We start from the raw sequence: 18366 nt of genomic DNA on the forward strand, positions 1-18366 counted from the left end.
CGGGGGCCCATTCCTATTTAAAGACCTTTGTGAAAACCGCCGTGGCCTTCGACCCCGAGGCCGTGGGCGCAACCGCGGCGAGACTACTGAGGTTCATAAGAGTGGAGCATACGGTATTTACATTGCCCATGGCGTACGCCGCAGCGCTTCTCGCAGGCGGCGCGTTGGACGTTTTGAGAGCCCTCTTCATAGGCCTAGCCGTTTTCGGCTTGAGGACTGCCGGCATGGCTTGGAACAACATAGCGGATTACCCAATCGATAAGGTCAACCCCAGGACGAGGGGGCGCATGCTGGTGTCAGGTAAGGTGACCTTTAGGGAGGCATACGCCGTGTTCCTCTTCGGCGTAGCCGTCTTCCTAACCTCGGCGGCGGCCCTCGGAAAGATGCCCACGGCGCTCTCAATCCCGTATCTGGCCGTCGTAATTGCCTACCCCTACGCCAAGAGGCTCCACTGCCTCCCACACCTCCACCTCGGCCTTGTATACGCCTTGGTGCCCCTCGGCGCCTCTATAGCCATGCACCCCGACAGTCTGGAGGCCGCCCTCGCGAACACGCCCTGGCTACTTGTGGTAGCCTCAGCGCTGTGGGTCGCCGGCTTCGACGTGGTGTACTCCAAGGGCGACTACCAGTTCGACAGATCCTACGGCCTCGGCAGCATACCCGCGTGCTACGGCCTAAAAACCGCCGATGTCGCCGCGGTAGCTCTTCTAACTACGTCGGCCGTCTTATACGTGGCGAACTACCTAAGCTACGGGCTTAGCCCATGGGGGCTCGCCCTGACTTTAGCCGGCGCCGCCCTTGAGATATACTCAGCCCTGCTGGGGGCTACCGGAGATGTGGCGCGCGGGTTCAACCTAAACCTAGCCGTGGGCGTGCTCATGCCGCTCGGCGTTTTTGTAGGTTACTACACACAGCCGCCGTGAGCAAAGCCGCGGAGAGGGGGGCCAGCGCGGGGGTGAAGGGGTCGTCGAAGAAGCCCGAGACGGCTGCCGCGGCGGAGTAACCCAGATTGTACAACGCCTGGTAGAGGCCGTAGCCCCTACCCCAGTAGGACCCGGCGACGTGTCTAACCAGCCTCTGGTCTAGGGAGGTTGAGACGGCGGCGACCCCAAGGCTCTCGATGGCCCAAAACGCCGAGAAGACATACGGCGATGGAGAGACCGCCATGCCCACGAGCGCTAGAGCCATCGCGGCGCCTCCCGCGATCAACCTCGCATAGGCGGGCCCCGCAAGCCTAGGCCCCACTATCCACGACACCACCGAGGGTAGATACGCCACGACGGCGGTGTAGGGAGACAGCGAGTACCTCCTGTGGAGGTAGAGCATCACCTGAGGGCCGTAGAGGCCCACCGCGGAGCCGAACGCCGTAGCCAGCGACATCACGCAGAAGGTCTGGACCCGGTCGCCCTTCTTGTGTCTGGCGGCAAGGTGCTTCGTCTCGCCCGGGACGGCCAAAAGAGCTGAGACGGCCAGAAGTGCTAGAACAGCCGCCACAAGCCTAAAGGCGTCTGCGAAGCTGAGAAGCCTAGAGAGGACATACACAGCCGGGATGGACGCCCCGCCCGCCAACGCGCCTAAGGCCGCCGCGGTCTTCAGCCTCGAGTAGAGCGCGGGGTCCTCCAGCCCGCCGACGTCTGACACATAAGCCAGAGCCGCCACGTTGACTAAGCTGGACGCCGCTCCAGCCAAGAAGAGGGATATGTACACGTGGGCCACCCCGGTGGAAAGTGCCAGAAGGGCCATCGAAACCGCCAGCGTTGCGCCACCCAGTAGCATAACCCTGCGTCTGCCGAACTTATCCGCCAACGCGCCCGACGTAGGACGCGTCACCACCACAGCCGCCGCATATGACGCGTAGGCCACGCCGACCTCTACCGAGCCGCCGCCTATCTCAAGCACATAGAACGGCAGTAGGAAGACTACGAAGGAGTAGGGCGTAGAGAGGAGGACGTAGGCTCTTAAATCAGCTCTTGACGTGTTCGTAGCCGACGACGTATATCCCATCCACAACGCCCAAACCGCCCTCGCGGCCGTGCGGAGAAGGCCTCTCGTCTCCCCTAAGCTCCGTGGCCGACTGAATCGCGGCGGCGAGCTGGCTCACCACGTCTCTATCTATGCCCTCAATCACTATATCCTCCTTGCCCTTAACCTCAACCTTAACCCCCTTGGGGATGGCCACCACGATCTTGGACTTCCGGCCAAGGAAGTTCTCTATAACAAGCTGGCTCCCCTGGACCTTTACGAGCATGGGGAAGTGCGTATATATCACCTTAAGCTTGTACCTCCAGCCCTTGGTCACGCCTAGGAACATGTTCCTGAGCACCCCCTTGTAGGTGCCCAATATGGAGTACTCCCTCTTCCTGGCATTATAAACCTCAAGAACCACCTTCCCGTCCCTCACCTCCATCGCCACCGGCGTGTTTCTAAACTCCTTGGCGATCTCGCCGAGCGGCCCCTTCACCTTAACAACGTAGTCAAACGGGCCCACCTTCTCCACAGACACCTTCACGTTCTCCGGTATCTCAACCTCCTCAACCGCATACACAACCTGCATAGGGCCCCACTTTTCCCCAGTTTAAAAATTTACAAACGTGGTGGGCCCGCCGGGATTTGAACCCTATCCCAACCCCCCTCGGCGGGGGGTTGACGGGACCTCCCGGTCTCTGACCAGCCGGCTATCAGCCGGGCGCTCTAACCGGGCTAAGCCACGGGCCCTTCGTGATTGATATTGGCCAGTTATAAATTTTTATCCAGACCGCCAACGAGCGCGGCTGTATCAACTCCACTAAAGCTTGTGAGAAGAAGTGGTGCGGGGGGTGGGATTTGAACCCACGCAGGCCTACGCCACAGGGACCTCAACCCTGCCCCTTTGACCTGGCTCGGGCACCCCCGCCCCGCCTCCTACAATCATGGCGATTTAAAAATTTTACAGATTTTGACGTCAGCCGCATGCGCAACCTCCGCCGCTTGAGCCTACCACGATCTTGTTCTCCGCCATGAGCTTATACCAACAGTCTGGGCATATCAACGCCGGGCCTCTGCCTTTGATGTTCGCCTCTAGCAGCGGCGTATCTTCTCTTCCACATATGGCACATCTATATGCCATGTGTGTACATAGTGTAGTCTAGAGATAAACTTTTCCCCTTTTAGAGCCCCAACGCCAGGCCGTCCCCGCGTATGTCTGCAACCGCGGCCACCGTGGGGCCTTTTCTCGCGGCGGCGGCCGCCACGCCCATCCTGCTCGGGTATTTGACCAGTTGCACCCCGGGGCCCGTTTCCCAGCCCTCCTCGGCTTGGACCTCGTCTCCTCCCCTCCACATGAAGCGGGGGGCCCAGACGGCCGCGCGGAGATCCATGCCGTACCACACGATGTTTTGTACAAGCTGTACATATATCGCGGGTCTGTAGTGCCCAGCGCTTGCGCCTAGAGCGTACACTCCGCCTTCGCCCTCCAGGACTACGGCGGAGAGCGTGTGTGCCGGCCTCTTATGTGGCGCGGCTCTGTTTAAGCCGGCTGTGAAGTCGCTGGCCCTGTTGTTGAAGGTTACTCCCCACGCGGCGTCGGTGTACCCCGCGCCGAATGGGTAGTAGAGGGACTGGATAGCCGACACCACAAGCTCTCTGTCTGCGGCGGCTAGGTAGGTTGTGCCCGGCGTCGGCTCAGGCGACTCCGCCTCCCCCAGCTCTACGCGCCCCTCCAAGATGTCGCCTATGGGGACATCTCCGTCGTGTAGATAGCGGTCGCGGGCCCAGTGGGCCTTCTTCAACGCCGACACGACGTCGCGTATCCTGGCGTAGCTGAAGGCCCCCTCGGCCCTCTGCGTCAGCTTTAAGGCGAGCAACACCGCGAAGCCGAGGGAGGGCGGGGGCGCCTCGTATACTGTCCACTCACCCACGGCGAGAGACAGCGGGCGCCTCACCTCAGCCCTAAACCTGGAGAAGTCGTCGATCTCAAAGTAGCCGTGGAGTAGATCCGCCGCAACCTCGTCGTAGAAGGACAGGGGATTATCCCTAAGCCTTCTCCAAAGCCTTAGAAGCGGTTCGATGCGGTACGGCTCGCCGGCGTGTCCCGGGAGACTTAGGTAGATGCGTCCTCCCGGGTCTGCGAGGAGGATGTCTCTGTACTTCTCCAGCGCGTATGCAAGAGAGGGATGTAGAGTGGCCTTTTCCATAGCCCCAAGCGCGATGTCGACGACCTTCTCCCAGGTTAGCGAGCCGTATCTCCTGTGTAGCTCGTAGAGCCCCGCCAAGTATCCAGGCACCACGGCCGACTGGATCCCCCTCCTCGGGGGCTTCTCTGGCACGCGGCGGGGGGCCCAGCCCAGGCCTAGGACCGCCTCGACTCCGCTGCCCCGATGTATCAACGCCAAGAAATCGCCGCCGACGCCCCCCAGGTGGGGAAGCGTATAGGTAAGCACAATCGAGGCGCATGCGGCGGCGTCTGCCGCGTTGCCCCCCGCCTTATACGCCTCGTAGCCAGCCCGCGTCGCTAGATAGCTTTCTGTGGCTATGGCGAACTCGGTCCCCGCGTACACGACAAAGCCTGAGAGAACTTATAAATCCGTTGCTACAGTGGCACAGCCCCCGGTTCCCCGCCCGCCAGATGCGCCCGCGTCACGGGCGTAGGTGACGGCGGGGCCGGTAGGCCGACCACAAACGTCAACAGGGCTCTATTGTGGAAGGAGGTTTCGTGGTGATGGCGTAGGTCACCATTGTCACTTGGGGTATCTCCGAGGTTATCCGCGCCGATATCCTCTCCAGCACCTCGTAGGGGAGCCGCGACCAGTCGGCGGTCATAGCGTCTTCGCTTTCTACAACTCTGACAGTGACGACGTAGCCGAGGGCGCGTTTATCGCCCTTTACCCCTACCCACCTATCGTCGCCCACGACCGCGAAGGCTTGCCAGACGCCTCTGAGGAGCCCCTCTTTACCGAGCTCCTCCTCCACTATCTTAGACGCCTTCCTCACAATATCCAGCTTTTCCCTGGTAAAGGGGCCTATGATCCTCACGGCAAGGCCAGGCCCTGGAAAGGGATGTCGGTACACCACCTCGTCGGGTAGACCAAGAGCCTTGGCCAACCTCCTTACCTCGTCTTTGTAGAACTCCCTCAGCGGCTCCACAAGCTTTAAGGTGAACCACTTCGGCATCCCACCCACGTTGTGGTGGCTCTTGATCTTATCGGCCCCCTTTACCGCCCCGCTCTCGATGACGTCGGGGTAAAGCGTGCCCTGGGCTAGGTATTTCGCCTGCGGGAAGAGAGATATGGCCTCTGCGAAGACCTCGGCGAAGGTCTCCCCGATAATCCTACGCTTCTCCTCGCAGTCTGAGACGCCCTCTAGCCTGGCGAGGAAGCGCTCTCTGGCGTCTACATAGTGGGTTTTTATGCCGAGGGAGCTCAACAGGGCCACGACCCTCTCCGGCTCCCCCTCTCTGAAGAGCCCGTGGTCGATAAACACGGCCTTGGCCCTATCCCCAACCGCCATGTGGACAAGGATGGCTGTGACCGTGCTATCTATCCCCCCGCTCACCCCTATGATCACATCGCCGTCTTTCACCTCCTCCCTTATCTGGCTCACGATTCTCCCAATCTGATCCTCCGGCCTCCACATGGACTCTACCCGAGCCACCTCCCTGGCGAACCTCTCCAGAAGAAGGCCGCCCTTGGGGGTGTGGGATACCTCAGGGTGGAACTGCACGCCGTAGATATTGCCTTTCTTCATGGCGGCTATATACCCATTTTCGCTTACCGCCAGCACCTTGAAGCCCTCTGGGGGCTTCGCCACGTAGTCGCTGTGGCTCATCCAGACGACCTCCTCCCTTTCCCAACCTCTGAATATGACGTCGTCCTCGAGAACCTTGACCAGAGTTTTCCCGTACTCGCCCTTACCTCTCTCCACCACCCCCCCGAACTTCTTGGCAATCAGCTGGTGGCCGTAGCAGATGCCTAAGATGGGCTTCCCCAGGGCAAAAAGGTCGTTTGAGACGTCGGGCGCCCCTTCTTGGTACACCGAGCTGGGGCCTCCCGAGAGAACTACGGCCTTTACCTCCTGCGACTTGGCCGCCTCTACGGCGTCCTCGGGAGCTACAACCTCCGTGTAGATCGCCCTCTCCCGCAGTCTCCTAGCTATAAGGTGTGCGTACTGCCCGCCGAAGTTGACGACGAGAACCTTCTCCACGGCCGATTTAAAACATTGGGTTAAAAATCTATTCTATAGACAGCACATCTAGCTCGAGAACCTCTAAGTACGTGTTTAAAATCTCAGCCACGCTTGGGGTTGTCCGACCGCCGTCGCCGTGGATGAACTCTTTTACGTAAAGGCCGCCTTGGCACCTGATGTAGAGCTCAAATACGTGGGGGGATACTAGGCGCCACGCCAGCTCGTAGACCATGCGGGTCCTCCTCTTCCTGGGACTGAGGCGTTTGATCCTACGTGGGGTGTACTGCAGGATCGTCTTACCCGTAAGCTCGCCGAGTTTAGCCAAGTCGGTCTCGGTAAGCGGATTCTCAGAATAGACAAGCGCGCGGTAGAGTTTTATGTCGGTTTTAGCCTTATCTTTCAACCTCCTTATCTCCTCCCTTACCGTAAAGCCGCGTGGGATATAGATCACGTCCCCGTCTTCATATCTCCCGGGTAAACCTCGGTATCTACTTGGATTCTTCACCTCTATAACGAGGGGTCTGCCTGGACCCAACATCCTGGCGTCGCTGTCTTCTCTGCCGGAGACGTGGATTAGGTGTTCTACGCCGCCGTATAAATCCCGGACGTGCGCCAGCTTCTCCAGCAGTGAGGCTTTGACATCGCCGAATTTTTTTGCCTGAGAGACTCTTCTGCTCAGCTTGAGGTAGACCCCCTCTATGAGGAGGGGGTTCCTTACCACGTCCACCTTACCGGTCACTAGGTCTATCCTTACCAACACGTTGGGCCTCTGCTTATCCACCTTCTTACCGGGCAACAGTTTAAGGATCTCCCTCCCTATTCTACGGTTTATTTCGTGCTTGATCGACTCGCCTGTGGAGATGAGGAACCTCTTTACCACCTCGGACTCCCTCTCCAGCACCTCCCTAGGTAGAGTTGTCCCAACGGCAAAGGTCTCGAAATCGACGCCGGAGAGTTGAACTACGGCGTCTTTGGCGTAGCGCTCGACGGAAGACGTGAGACCGCCACATATGTAGCACTGAGAATCCTCTACGGCTACCCCAACGCTGGCGAGAAACCGCCGAGTCGGCCTGTGGACGCGGGCTAGGCTCTTTAGATCCCCCGACACGTCTGCCCCCTGCCTATACTCCGTAACGAGCTTCATATGTAGCAATGTCTTAATCGCCGATCCCCTTTCTGCGTTCTCCAAGGCGTAGCCCAGTTGGGCGAAGAGTCTTCCGAGGCAGGAGTCGCATAGCGGGTACGCCCTCAATATCTCCATAGATCTCTCTAGGACGTCCACAGGCGCCTGTTTAAAGTTCTTTATAAATGGAGACCTCGGCGTAGCGCTCTATCCACCTCGATGTTCACTATAACTACTTGGTGATGAGGCGGGATCTTCTCTAGGCCTAGACCGCACTCGGGCTCCACGTCGTACTCCACAAACTTGAGGATGTAGGTAAAGGGCGTGCGGGGGGCGCAACGGCCTCTTCCGGAAGGCCCCAGCGCCATTCCGACCACGAGATCTCCTTGGTCTCTCTTTACCACAACCCCCGGTAGCTTCTCACCCGCGACGGCCTTTCGGAGAAAGCCAACCGACGACTCCTCGTCGGGGAAAAGCCTCTTTACTCTAGCTCCGATTATCTTAACGGTTTTTCGCTGGTCTACCAGGTGATAGACGGCCTCGGCGTCTTGTCTCACGCCGTTTGAGATGAGGAGGGCGGCCACCAGGATTTTCGCATATATGTGCGGCTCCTCGTTTATCTTCTGCTGAGTTGTGATGACTAGGAAGCGCCTCACCTCGGCATTTTCATCCTGAGTTGTCTCTTGAGCGTTTTCGACATCCTTTTTAGGTTCTCGTACACCGTCAACATCTCTTTGACGTCTCTAGGCGTAACGCCTGCGCCTAGGGCTATCCTCCTTATCCTAGAGGCGTTGAGGAGCTCTGGGTTTTTGAGCTCCTCGACGGTCATGGAGCTGAGGATGGCGCGCCACTTCTTTAGGTTCTTCTGAGAAAGCTCTATCTGCTCCTCCGAGATCTTGGCGGCGAGTCCCCCAGGCAACATCTGGAAGACCTTACTCAGAGGGCCGAGCTTCAGGAGGCCGTCTATCTGCTTCTTGAAGGTGAGGAGATCTAGCTTGCCGGATTCTATCTCCTGTATCACCTGTTCCTCCTCGAAAACCGCCTTTATCCTCTCGACAAGAGCGTCGAGGTCGCCCATCCCTAGGACCCTCGCCACGAACTTCCTCGGGATAAACATCTCTAGCTCGTCTACGTCTTCGCCCACCCCTATGAACTTGACCTTTGCCCCGGTTTTTGCCACGGCGGCTAAGGCTCCTCCGCCTCTCGCCGTGCTGTCCATCTTAGTGATTATTACGGAGTGTATAGGGAGGTACCTCATGAACGCCTCAGCTTGCGCCGCCGCCAGCTTACCCACGGTGGCGTCTATTACGAGCACGACCTCGTCGGGAGACACCGCCTCATATATCGCCTTTACCTCCTGGAGTAGGGCCTCCTCGTTTCTATGGCGCCCCGCAGTATCGACGATCACCACGTCTAGGTTTTTCAAGTTCTGTACCCCCCGCCGGGCTATCTCCACCGCGTCTTTACCATCCCTTTCTCCGTAGAAGGGGACGCCTATTTTCTCGGCTAGCTGCCTCAGTTGGTCAAAGGCGGCTGGTCTCACGGTGTCTGTCTCCACGAGACCGACCTTGTACCCCCTCTTTACCAGCAACTTGGCAAGCTTGGCGGCCGTGGTTGTTTTTCCGCTTCCCTCCACGCCGAGGAGCAGGACGACGTAGGGCTTCTTGGTTGGCTTAAACTCGGGGGGCTGCTCGCCGCCCAAAAGCTTAACCAGCTCCTCGTACAGAACGTAAAGGAGGTACTCCCTAGGCGGTATACCGGCGGGGGGCTTCTCCTCTTTTATCCGCTTTACTGCCGCGTCGGTAAAAGCCTTTACCATGTCTAGGGGGACGTCTGCCTTGAGGAGGGCCCTCTGGATCTCTCTCGAGAGGTCTTGTAGAGTTGCCTCGTCTATGTAGCTGACCCCCCTTATCTTTTCGACCAGTTTGCCAAATACCTCGCTAAGGGCTTTCACAGGTGAGCCGCCGCGATGGTTTAAATTCCTTATGTGGCAGGCGGCGCCTGGGCCTGCTGACCTAAGGTGGCGTACCAGACGTCTATCTGCTTCATGAAGTTCTCTAGGCGGTCTAGGACGTATATACCGTAGTGTGGATAGATCTCGAAGACCAGCTTCTGGGGCCTGACGGCGGTCCACCGCATCTTCCTGATGAACATGACTCTGAAGACGAAGCCTCTGTACTCCATCAGCTCCAGCTTTATCACGCCGCTTGCCAGATACTCCTCTACGCCGAAGCGGCTTATCTTGTTTTCGCCCGTCGGTATCTCAGACGTCATTAGGGTGGTTATGTCCTTTAGACGCCTCAGCTGGAACACCAACTCTCTCATGTATTCCCTTACCCACAGCACGTCCGTGTGCGAGGTTATGATTAGGGGGGCTATGGGGTCGATCACAAGTCTCTTTACGCCGAATTTCTTCACGTATTCCAGGATTATCTTCGCGATGTCGCGGGGATCCGCGGAGACCTTCTCCTCCTTTGCGTACGTCCTAAAGTGGGTCCTCAGATCTACGAAGATGAGCTTGCTCTGGCTCTCTAGGGCGTCTAGATCCCAGCCCAGGGATTCCCGCACGCCCCTTTTGACGTCCTCAGAGGGCTCGTCTATGGTGATGTATAGCCCCGGCTCGTCGTACATCTCGGCTCCCGTTTTTAGGAACTGGAGGCTGAAGATGGTTTTCCCCTGGCCCGCCTCGCCGGCCACGAGGTAGATCTCGCCCTTTCTGAAGCCGCCTTGTAGAAGCTGGTCGACGTACCAGATGCCCGTGGGGGCTCTGTTGTCGTAGACGGGATAATAGTCCTGGTAGTCATAGCTATACTGCTCCTGATAAGACATACGCCATCGGTGGGGGGCGTAAATATATTTGTTTTGTTTACATATCTATACACCTGGCGGCCACCTTAAATAACCTGTTTACGTTGGTAGAACAAGCCAGCTACCGCGAAATTCGAAGTACGCCCTAGCCGCAACGCGGCGCCACCTCTCGTAGAGCGCGCCGAAGTCTTTGGGGTCCGCGGAGGAGAGGAAGAGAGCCGAGTGGAAGGCCCCCTCTCTAAAAGGGGGCTTCCAGTAGTCTGCCTGAACCAGATCGCCTCTGCACGACGCCCTTTCCCTAGCCTTGGCCAACATATCTATCGAGATGTCTAGGCAGACGACGTAGCTCTGGAGAACCTCGTAGGCTATCCCCACGCCGCACCCCGCGTCTACCACCTTTTCCCCAACCTGCGAAGAGATCATCCAGTACTTCCTCCTCTGCTCTACGCCGTAGACCTCCTCGTACAAAGGCGCCAGCTTTCTATAGAGCTCTAGGACGTGGTCTGTCTCCATAGCAACGCCAGCGAAATTATGGCCGAGACGGCTGCTGTTACGAAGGCCAGGTGGAGCGCGCCGACGTCTTGGAGGTAGCCGTAGAGCGTGCCGCCGATGAGGAGCCCCAGCCCCCACATGGCGTTTACCACCCCTAGAGAGGCCGCCCCGCCTGCTCTCGCCGCCTGTGCCTTTGCAACGACGTCGGCGTACGAGGTCACGACCGAGTAGACGACAGCGCCTACGAAAAGCGCTGGTAGGGCCCCCGAGGCGTAGCACGCCGCAAGCAACACCGAGAATACAGGCGCGATCAAGATGGCTCTGGCGTCTCTATCGTAGAGGTGGCCTTGGAGTAGGGAGAGGGGCACCTCGGCGACCATGGCGGTTAGGTAGAGAAGCGAGGCGAGCCACGGGACGCCGGATAGTTTATACATGAGGAGCGAGATGTGTATCGTGGAGAGGCCGAGAAACAGCTGCGCGGCCCCGAACTTAAGTACTGAGGGGTCTGCCGACTGTCTAACCCCGCGCCTCTCCGGCTTGATGCCGCTGGTGGCGTAGGCGATATACAGCACGGCTAAGGCGGCGAGGCCGGGGGCCAACGAGGCGAGAAACACCTGGCGCGGTGTGTAGCTGTAGTACAGCATCAAGGTGGCCATCAACGCCCCGGCTATGGCTCCGATCTGGTCCAAGGAGGCGTGTATCCCGAAGGCCCTCCCCCTGGCGCCTGGCCCCCCCGCCGCCGAGATTATAGCGTCGCGCGCCGGCGTGCGCAACGCCTTGCTGAACCTCTCCAGGAATATCAAAGCGGCGACTTGCCAGACGTCTCTAGCGAAGACTAGGCCGGCAACGGCGGCAACCTGTATGGCGTAGCCGAGAAAGGTCTCTAGCCAGTACCCCCCTCTCCTATCGGCGAGAGGGCCCGTTATAAACCTCGCCGCGTATCCCAGCGCATCGCCTAGGCCGAACACGAAGCCGACGAAGGCCGCCGAGGCGCCAAGCTCGACCAAATACTGCGGCGCTACGGAGCGCATGCCCTCGTAGAGCCAGTCCGCAAGAAGCGAGACTAAGCCAAGCAGGAGAATCAGCCTAAGGTTCATGGCCTCGCCAATCACCACATAATTAAGTTTGCACCGGGGTCCAAATCTGGGGACTGATCTCTCCGGCACGTGGCGTGGGTACCTTAAAAACAGGGCTGTGTAATAGAGCATGGATCTGCCGGAGGGAAGATACAAGGTGTATAAAACGAAGAAGTACACGATATACTACGTGCTTGATGATGTAGAGATAAGGGGGAACTACGACAGAAAGCTGGAGAGGGGCGGCCACGAGTTCTACTTCGCAGGCGATGTCGTTGTCGTTAAACCGCTTAGAGAGACCTCTCAAGCTCAAGAAGCTCTTTGAGCCTAAGTCTCTCAGTTTTTCCGTCGGGTAGCTCTCTTACGATGATGAAGTCGAGGAGGCCCCGCTTGAGCTCCTCTGCGGCTATGAGCACAGGGTCTGTAGTGCCTAGCTCCCGTACGTCGACGAGCGGCTGTGCGCCCATCGCCAGTTGCATCGCCCGGGCGCCTAAGATCCGGGCGATCTCGTACTTTGTGAGGCGGGGCGGGTAGAAGTCCCGTCTCACCAGCGCTCTCTCCAGAAGGTCGACTAGTTTGTTTATACGGTCTAGGAGTTCGGCGGTTGTGAGAGCTTCCACGAAGGGGGGATACAACTCGGTATTTAAATATTTAAAAAATCTAGTCGAATTTGGTCTCGCTCTTCTCCTCGCCTTCCTCCCCGCCCTTCTTGCCCTTCTTCTCCTCCTTCTTCGGAGCCCCGGCGGCAATTATGTCGTCTATGCGGAGTATCATGATGGCGGCCTCCACCGCCGACTTTATCACCTGCTTCTTAACTATCAACGGGTCCCACACGTTGAGCGACGCCATATCTGCTATCTTGCCCCCATGTACGTCTACACCAGCGGAGAACTCGCCGTTGTCATGTCTACGCCTCAGCTCGGCGATGGCGTCTACGGGGTCAAGGCCCGCGGTCAACGCCAAGATCGTGGGTATGTGCTCCAGAGCGTCGGCGAATTTTAGGGCGGCCAGCTGCTCCTTCCCTGGAAGCTTTCTGGCGTACTCCCTCACCTTTCTACTAACCTCTATTTCAAAGGCGCCGCCGCCGGGCACTATCTTAGGCTCTCTGAAGAGGTCGCGTGCGACGTGGAGGGCGTCCTGGAGCGACCTCTCGACCTCGTCAAGGATCCTGTCGCTACCGCCGCGGACCAGTATTGTTACGGCCCTCGGATTGGGTATGTTCTCCACAAACACCATCTTCTCCTCGCCCACCTTCCTCTCCTCCACAAGCCCGGCGGTGCCTAGGTCCTCAGGCTTGGCGTCCTTGATGGAGGTAATGATCTTGGCGCCAGTCGCTCTAGCGAGCTTCTCTATGTCGCTTCTCTTGACCCTTCTAATTGCCATTATGCCCTTCTTCGCTAGGAAGTGCTGAGCAACCTCGTCGATTCCCTTCTGCGTAATTACAACGTTGGCCCCTATGGAGGCCAGGTGGTCTACGTATGACTTCAGGATCTCGGCCTCCTGGTCTAGAAACGCCTTTATCTGGTCAGGGCTTGTGACGGAGATCTTCGTGGTCCACTCGGGCTTCTCGATCTCCAGGGGGGCGTCCAAGATGGCGATTTTGGCGTTTGTCACACGCTTAGGCATACCTGGGTGAACTACCTCCTTGTCTAGCACGATGCCTCTGACTAGCTGGGTCTCGTAGATGGATTTGCCCTTCTTCTTCTCGATTTTGATCCAGTCTAGGTCGAGATAGGGCTTCCCGTCTCTTGTCTCAACGGCCTGCAGAGCCGCCTCCACCACGAGGCCCGCCAGGTAGTCTCTGGTCTCCGCCACCACCTTGGAGGAGAGGGAGCTCGAGACGACTTTAAGCAGTTGCTCCTTTGTGAGGTCGATCGGCTTCGCGAACTCCTCGGCTACCTTAAGGGCGTAATCTGCGGCTTTCTTGTAACCGTCGATCACGATGGTTGGATGGATGCCCTCCTCCAACAGCTCCTCGCCTAGCTCCAGCAGTTTGCCGGCTAGAACAACCACAGTGGTTGTGCCGTCACCCACCTCTGCATCTTGCGCCTTCGCCACCTCGATTAGGAGTTTGGCGGCTGGGTGCTGGACCTCCATCTCCTTGAGGATTGTGGCGCCGTCTCCGGTTATTGTGACGTCACCAAATGCGTCGATGAGCATCTTGTCCATCCCTCTAGGCCCTAGAGATGTGGCGAGTATCTCCGCAATTACCTTAGCCGCTTGGATGTTAGAACGGCGTGCATCTACGCCGGTTGTCCTCTGGCTCCCCTCTTTCAATATCATGACGGGCACGCCTGTCCTAGGGGCTTGCGCCTGCGCCATGGCTTGACATAAATTGTGCATATAAAAACTTTTCGCAGAGTGAAAAGCGGCTTAACGCTGGTTGAGGGCGCTAGAAAGCGCAAGTATGAGACGCCACCTTTCCTCGATCTCCTCCTCGAGGGCCTTTATATCGCTTTCGGACAAATGGGCGAACCTCCCCTGTAGTTTTACATACTCTACAAGAGGCCTCCTCTTGGACTTATCGGCAAACCTATCGCTCGGCGGATTCACCTTCAACACCCCTTTGTCGTACTCCCAGAGTATCCACGCGCCCGTCTCCACGGCGAGTCTAGCCACCTCCACGGTCTTCGCCGGATCGAACCTCCAGCCTGGAGGACACGGCGTTTGCAGATGTATAAACCTGAAGCCCTCCACTTCCGCAGCTCTCTTCAGCTTCCTGTAGAAGTCGTGTGGATAGGCTATGCTGGCCGTTGCCACGTACGGCACTCCGTGCATGGCCATGAGCAAGGCGACGTCTTTCCTCCTCTCGCGTTTGCCGCTCGGCGTAGTCGTTGTCCAAGCACTCCGCGGCGTGGAGCTACTGCGCTGTATGCCGGTGTTCATGTAGGCCTCGTTGTCGTACATCACGTAGATCACGTTGCTATTTCTCTCCGCGGCGCCGCTTAAGGTGGCGAAGCCTATATCCGCGGTCCCCCCATCGCCAGCCCACACCACCACGTGTCCTCTTACGCCGAGCGCCTTGTAGGCCTCGGCTATGCCTGTGGCTACGGCTGCCGAGGAGGCGAAGGGCACGTTTAAGATAGGGAATGCGAGGCCGGTCTTAGGCGCCAGGCCCTGCACAACGGAGGCGCAACTCGCCGGTATTACAAGCACCGATTCGTCGCCCAGTGCCATGCCCAGTATCTTTAGACCTATCATCATACCGCAACCGGCGCATGCGGCGTTGCCGGGTATGACGTAGCGCTTCTTGGGGAGTTGATCCAATCGGAAGGTCATACCACAAACTCCACTCCCCTATACCTGCCCTCCACTGCGTTGCTTATAACGCGGTAGAACGCCTCCGCGTCGAAATCAACGCCGGCAATCCCCGCGACTATGTTGACCACCTCTGCGTCTGGCACAGCCGCCTTGAGCTCCACGCCGAGCACGCCGCCTAGGGGGGTTATATCGCGGTCAAACACCACCGCTCTTCGGTACTGGCTCAGCCTTTTCACCTCCTCGGTTGGAAAAGGCCTTATGAACCTCAGCCTCAGTAGCCCTACCGGGATGTCTCGGCTCCTAAGTGCGTCTACGGCGCGTTTCGCATCGCTACACCAAGCCCCCGCACAGACCACTACGTCTTCCGCATCCTCGGCCCTGTACCACTCCACGAGACCCCCGTAGCTTCTGCCCGTCAGTTTTCCGTATTCTCTATCTGCTTGTACAACGACGTCTTTTGCCTCCTGCTGCGCCCTATACACGGCCTCTATTTTGTACCTTGCATGTATCCTGTTGTCTGAAGGCAGATTTCCAAAGGTGATAGGCTCGCCGGGTCTCAACAGAAGAGGCACATCCGCCCTCCTGGGAGGCAGGAAGCTGTCTACCACCTCTTGAGGAGGCACCTCCACGGGCTCGGTGGAGTGGCTGAGCACAAACCCGTCTATGCCCACGGAAACCGGCAAAACGGCGCTTTCCGCGATCTTAAACGCCTGTATCGTTAAATCAAACGCCTCCTGGGCGGTCTCCGCCATGGCTATCAGCCATCCGGAGTCCCTAAGAGTTAAGATGTCGTTATGCTCAACGTGTATGTTCCAGATAGGCCCGATGGTCCGGGTAGCCACCGCCATCACAATTGGCGCTCTGCTCAACGCCGCCCACCACGTCATCTCGTACATGTACAATAGGCCGTGGGACGACGTCGCGGTGAAGACCCTAGCGCCGGCCATCGCCGCGCCATATACTACCGACATAGCGCCGTATTCGGACTCGACATTGATAAAACGCGCCTTGAGCTCCCCCCTTTCTACGAATTCGGCGAGTTTCTCCACTATGGTCGTCTGAGGCGTTATGGGGTACGCCGCTATGACGTGGGGCTTCGCCATCTTGACGGCATAAGCCACGGCGTGGTTGCCGGTGAGGGCGGTTTTTAAAAGGGCCGTCATGTCCCCTCAGGCTCCATAGAGATTGCTTTTACTGGGCACACATCAGCGCATATTCCACAGCCTTTGCAGTACATATAATCGATCGCGATCTTGCGGCCTTTTTCCCACTCTATTACAGACTCGGGACAGTAAAGCCAACAGATGCCGCAGTCAACGCATTTGGCCAAATCCACCACGGGCTTGTACGTGCGCCAAGTTCCAGTGGCGCCCGCCGAGGCGGGCGCGGGCTTCGAAATAGGTAACACACTAAGATCTTGGTTTCTCATTTATATCTTTTATAGTCGTATATAGAATTAACGGGAAACGAGATAAAGATATCATGATATAATTTATAAAAACCTCTAATATAATGAGCAGAAAATTTTATTAAGTGTTACTACGTAGTAAAACAATGTATGAGGTTATCTTCATCGGAAGAGGAGGCCAGGGGGCGGTCACCGCGGCGCAGCTCCTAGCCTACGTAGCTGCGCTAGAGGGCAAGCAAGCGCAGGCTCTGCCGGAGTTTGGCGCAGAGAGGAGAGGCGCGGTGGTGAAGGCCTATCTGAGGATAGGAGAACCTCCTCTACACTCCTCTATGAAGAAGGCCGACTACGTCGTTGTGTTAGACGGCCGTATTGTGGATCAGATAGATGTGAGACAGTACGGGAAGCCCAATGCGGTGTATATAGTGAACACGAAGAGGGAGGCCTCTTGGTACATCGCTATAGACGCCACGTCTATAGCTATAAAACACGGCCTTGTCGTAGCTGGGTGGCCCGTGGTTAACCTAATCATGGCGGCGGCCTTCGCGGCTGTGAGCGGCGCGGTCTCTCTTGAAGGCATCTTGAGGGCGCTTCCAGAGTTCGTGCCCAGGAGGTACGTAGATGCCAATAGAAACGCGGTTGTGGAGGCCTTCAACCTAATGAAGCTGGCTAAGGCGCGCTAGGGCCACGCCCCGGAGTCTATTGCGTAGATGTCCACGTCTGGTATAAGCACTCCTCTGGCGTCAACTATAAGCGGCGTCTTCATGAGCTTCGCTATTTTGCTCGCCTCGATGCGGTAGGTGGAGTGGTCTGTCGCGACAAGCGCAAGATCCGCGCCTCGGAGAGCCGCCTCCAGCTCGTTGACAAGCGCCACGCCCCACTCGGCCAGTTTGCTGTCTTGTTTAACGTACGGGTCGTGTACCACTATCTGCTCAGGCCTTATCCCAAGCTTCAGGAGGGTGGCCACTACGCCGTAGGTGGGGCTCTCCCTGGTGTCGTCTATGTCGCCTCTGAAAGCCAGGCCGAGTATGGCTATTCTCGCCGACGCGGGGTTAACCCCCCGTTTTAACATAGCGCGGAGAGCCGCAAAGGCGACCTCTTCGGGCTGCCTCTCATTGATCTGCCTAGCCAAACGCGTGAGAGGTAGCTCTATGCCGAGCCTAGCCGCGCTCCACATCAGGAAGTATGGATAGACAGGTATGCAGTTCCCCCCAACTCCCGTCCCCGGCTTGTGGACGTGGCTGTAGGGCTGGCTGTTGGCCGCCTCGCGGGCTCTCCTAAAGGAGATCCCCAGGGCGTTGGCCAACTTCGCCATTTCGTTGGCCAGCGCTATGTTGACATCTCTATAGACGCCCTCTAGGAGCTTCTCGAACTCGGCCTCCCTTGTGCTGTTTAACACAACTACGCCCCTCTTGGCCACCTGCCTGTAGAGCTCGGCAGCCTCCTCGGCGCTTCTAGGCCCCACCCCCGCCACCACCTTCGGGTAGTTCTCCACAATGTCTTTCAAGGCGTGGCCTACCATGATCCGCTCTGGGCTGTAGGCTAGGTAGAAGTCCTCCTCTGCCACTAGGCCCGAGACGCCCTCGAGGACGGGCCTCACGACGTCCTCAGTAGCGCCGGGCGGAACGCTCGACTCCACGATCACCAGATCGCCCTTCTTCAGCCCAGCGCCTATGGCCCTAGCCGCAGAGGTCAAGGCGGTGAAGTCCACCTCCACGGAGGTAGGCGATTTCTTCAGATAGACCGGCACAGCCACGATCTTGACTTGGCTTCTCAACGAGGCGACTACGCCGTCTGTAGTAGCGGTGAATCTACCGCCTCTCGTGGCCTCTGTGAGAACCTTCACGACGTCGTCCTCTGGGTACTCTACGCGCCCCGCGTTTATCTTCTCGACCTTCGCAGGGTTGACGTCAACGCCGATGACTTTGGCGCCGGCTTGAGCCCACGCGGCGGAGAGGGCAAGCCCGACGTAGCCGAGACCATATATCGACACCGTAAGCTCGCCTCGTCTGAGCAAATCGGCTAGCATGGCCCCCTCTGAG

The 18366-nt window shown here is 58.1% G+C and carries 20 protein-coding genes and 2 tRNA genes; 3 read left to right on the top strand and 19 right to left on the bottom strand.

What is annotated here, in order from left to right; genetic code table 11:
- The first annotated feature begins 41 nt into the window (after positions 1-41).
- Positions 42-923: a UbiA-like polyprenyltransferase gene (locus tag TNEU_RS07620; protein WP_012350855.1), complete on the top strand. Its 882-nt coding sequence runs from the start codon at positions 42-44 to the stop codon at positions 921-923.
- Here TNEU_RS07620 and TNEU_RS07625 read toward each other — a convergent pair.
- The 13 genes from TNEU_RS07625 to TNEU_RS07680 all read right to left on the bottom strand — a co-directional run bounded on the left by TNEU_RS07625 (position 877) and on the right by TNEU_RS07680 (position 11679).
- Positions 877-2004, bottom strand: a complete 1128-nt coding sequence (locus TNEU_RS07625; RefSeq protein WP_012350856.1) for an MFS transporter — start codon at positions 2002-2004, stop codon at positions 877-879. The two genes, TNEU_RS07620 and TNEU_RS07625, sit on opposite strands and share 47 nt — an antisense overlap.
- Complete coding sequence (locus TNEU_RS07630) at positions 1964-2554, bottom strand: 50S ribosomal protein L6 (RefSeq protein ID WP_012350857.1); 591 nt, start codon at positions 2552-2554, stop codon at positions 1964-1966. The genes TNEU_RS07625 and TNEU_RS07630 overlap by 41 nt, the downstream gene beginning before the upstream one ends.
- Positions 2555-2592: 38 nt before the next feature.
- Positions 2593-2715, bottom strand: a tRNA-Ile gene (locus TNEU_RS07635).
- 90 nt (positions 2716-2805) lie between these two features.
- A tRNA-Leu gene (locus TNEU_RS07640) sits at positions 2806-2893 on the bottom strand.
- A gap of 48 nt (positions 2894-2941) precedes the next feature.
- Complete coding sequence (locus TNEU_RS10295) at positions 2942-3106, bottom strand: hypothetical protein (RefSeq protein ID WP_187146719.1); 165 nt, start codon at positions 3104-3106, stop codon at positions 2942-2944.
- A gap of 40 nt (positions 3107-3146) precedes the next feature.
- Positions 3147-4535: a gamma-glutamyltransferase gene (locus TNEU_RS07645; protein WP_012350858.1), complete on the bottom strand. Its 1389-nt coding sequence runs from the start codon at positions 4533-4535 to the stop codon at positions 3147-3149.
- Positions 4536-4659: 124 nt separating this feature from the next.
- Positions 4660-6177, bottom strand: a complete 1518-nt coding sequence (guaA, locus tag TNEU_RS07650) for a glutamine-hydrolyzing GMP synthase (protein ID WP_012350859.1) — start codon at positions 6175-6177, stop codon at positions 4660-4662.
- A 28-nt stretch (positions 6178-6205) separates the two neighbouring features.
- Positions 6206-7420 carry a tRNA pseudouridine(54/55) synthase Pus10 gene (locus tag TNEU_RS07655; protein ID WP_425357491.1) on the bottom strand — a complete coding sequence of 405 codons (1215 nt, stop codon included), beginning with the start codon at positions 7418-7420 and terminating at the stop codon, positions 6206-6208.
- 41 nt (positions 7421-7461) lie between these two features.
- A complete protein-coding gene (locus TNEU_RS07660) occupies positions 7462-7938 on the bottom strand; it encodes a hypothetical protein (RefSeq protein ID WP_012350861.1) in 477 nt (158 codons plus the stop codon).
- On the bottom strand, positions 7935-9236 hold the full coding sequence (locus tag TNEU_RS07665) for a signal recognition particle protein Srp54 (protein WP_012350862.1): 1302 nt from the start codon (positions 9234-9236) through the stop codon (positions 7935-7937). The genes TNEU_RS07660 and TNEU_RS07665 overlap by 4 nt, the downstream gene beginning before the upstream one ends.
- A gap of 29 nt (positions 9237-9265) precedes the next feature.
- Positions 9266-10111: an ATPase domain-containing protein gene (locus TNEU_RS07670; RefSeq protein WP_012350863.1), complete on the bottom strand. Its 846-nt coding sequence runs from the start codon at positions 10109-10111 to the stop codon at positions 9266-9268.
- A gap of 78 nt (positions 10112-10189) precedes the next feature.
- Positions 10190-10603: a class I SAM-dependent methyltransferase gene (locus TNEU_RS07675; RefSeq protein WP_012350864.1), complete on the bottom strand. Its 414-nt coding sequence runs from the start codon at positions 10601-10603 to the stop codon at positions 10190-10192.
- Positions 10582-11679: an MFS transporter gene (locus tag TNEU_RS07680; RefSeq protein WP_012350865.1), complete on the bottom strand. Its 1098-nt coding sequence runs from the start codon at positions 11677-11679 to the stop codon at positions 10582-10584. Before TNEU_RS07680 ends, TNEU_RS07675 begins: the two co-directional genes overlap by 22 nt.
- A 109-nt stretch (positions 11680-11788) precedes the next feature.
- On the opposite strand from TNEU_RS07680, the gene TNEU_RS07685 reads away from it, so the two are divergent.
- Entirely contained in the window at positions 11789-11983 is a 195-nt protein-coding gene (locus tag TNEU_RS07685) for a hypothetical protein (RefSeq protein ID WP_012350866.1), read from the top strand.
- Here the strand turns inward: TNEU_RS07685 and TNEU_RS07690 are convergent.
- Genes TNEU_RS07690 through TNEU_RS07710 form a run of 5 tightly spaced genes read right to left on the bottom strand, consistent with a single transcriptional unit; the run spans position 11949 to position 16348 of the window.
- Positions 11949-12278, bottom strand: a complete 330-nt coding sequence (locus TNEU_RS07690; protein WP_012350867.1) for a DNA-directed RNA polymerase subunit K — start codon at positions 12276-12278, stop codon at positions 11949-11951. The genes TNEU_RS07685 and TNEU_RS07690 overlap by 35 nt on opposite strands.
- 40 nt (positions 12279-12318) lie before the next feature.
- Complete coding sequence (gene thsA, locus TNEU_RS07695; protein ID WP_012350868.1) at positions 12319-13980, bottom strand: thermosome subunit alpha; 1662 nt, start codon at positions 13978-13980, stop codon at positions 12319-12321.
- A gap of 51 nt (positions 13981-14031) precedes the next feature.
- Positions 14032-14937 carry a pyruvate synthase subunit PorB gene (gene porB / locus TNEU_RS07700; RefSeq protein WP_012350869.1) on the bottom strand — a complete coding sequence of 302 codons (906 nt, stop codon included), beginning with the start codon at positions 14935-14937 and terminating at the stop codon, positions 14032-14034.
- On the bottom strand, positions 14934-16082 hold the full coding sequence (locus TNEU_RS07705) for a pyruvate ferredoxin oxidoreductase (protein WP_012350870.1): 1149 nt from the start codon (positions 16080-16082) through the stop codon (positions 14934-14936). The genes porB and TNEU_RS07705 overlap by 4 nt, the downstream gene beginning before the upstream one ends.
- Positions 16079-16348: a 4Fe-4S binding protein gene (locus TNEU_RS07710; RefSeq protein ID WP_012350871.1), complete on the bottom strand. Its 270-nt coding sequence runs from the start codon at positions 16346-16348 to the stop codon at positions 16079-16081. The genes TNEU_RS07705 and TNEU_RS07710 overlap by 4 nt, the downstream gene beginning before the upstream one ends.
- A 125-nt stretch (positions 16349-16473) precedes the next feature.
- On the opposite strand from TNEU_RS07710, the gene TNEU_RS07715 reads away from it, so the two are divergent.
- On the top strand, positions 16474-17007 hold the full coding sequence (locus TNEU_RS07715) for a 2-oxoacid:acceptor oxidoreductase family protein (RefSeq protein WP_012350872.1): 534 nt from the start codon (positions 16474-16476) through the stop codon (positions 17005-17007).
- Here TNEU_RS07715 and TNEU_RS07720 read toward each other — a convergent pair.
- A complete protein-coding gene (locus TNEU_RS07720) occupies positions 17004-18353 on the bottom strand; it encodes a nucleotide sugar dehydrogenase (protein ID WP_012350873.1) in 1350 nt (449 codons plus the stop codon). The two genes, TNEU_RS07715 and TNEU_RS07720, sit on opposite strands and share 4 nt — an antisense overlap.
- Positions 18354-18366 lie beyond the last annotated feature (13 nt).

This window comes from Pyrobaculum neutrophilum V24Sta (assembly GCF_000019805.1).
Taxonomy (GTDB): Archaea; Thermoproteota; Thermoprotei; order Thermoproteales; family Thermoproteaceae; genus Pyrobaculum; species Pyrobaculum neutrophilum.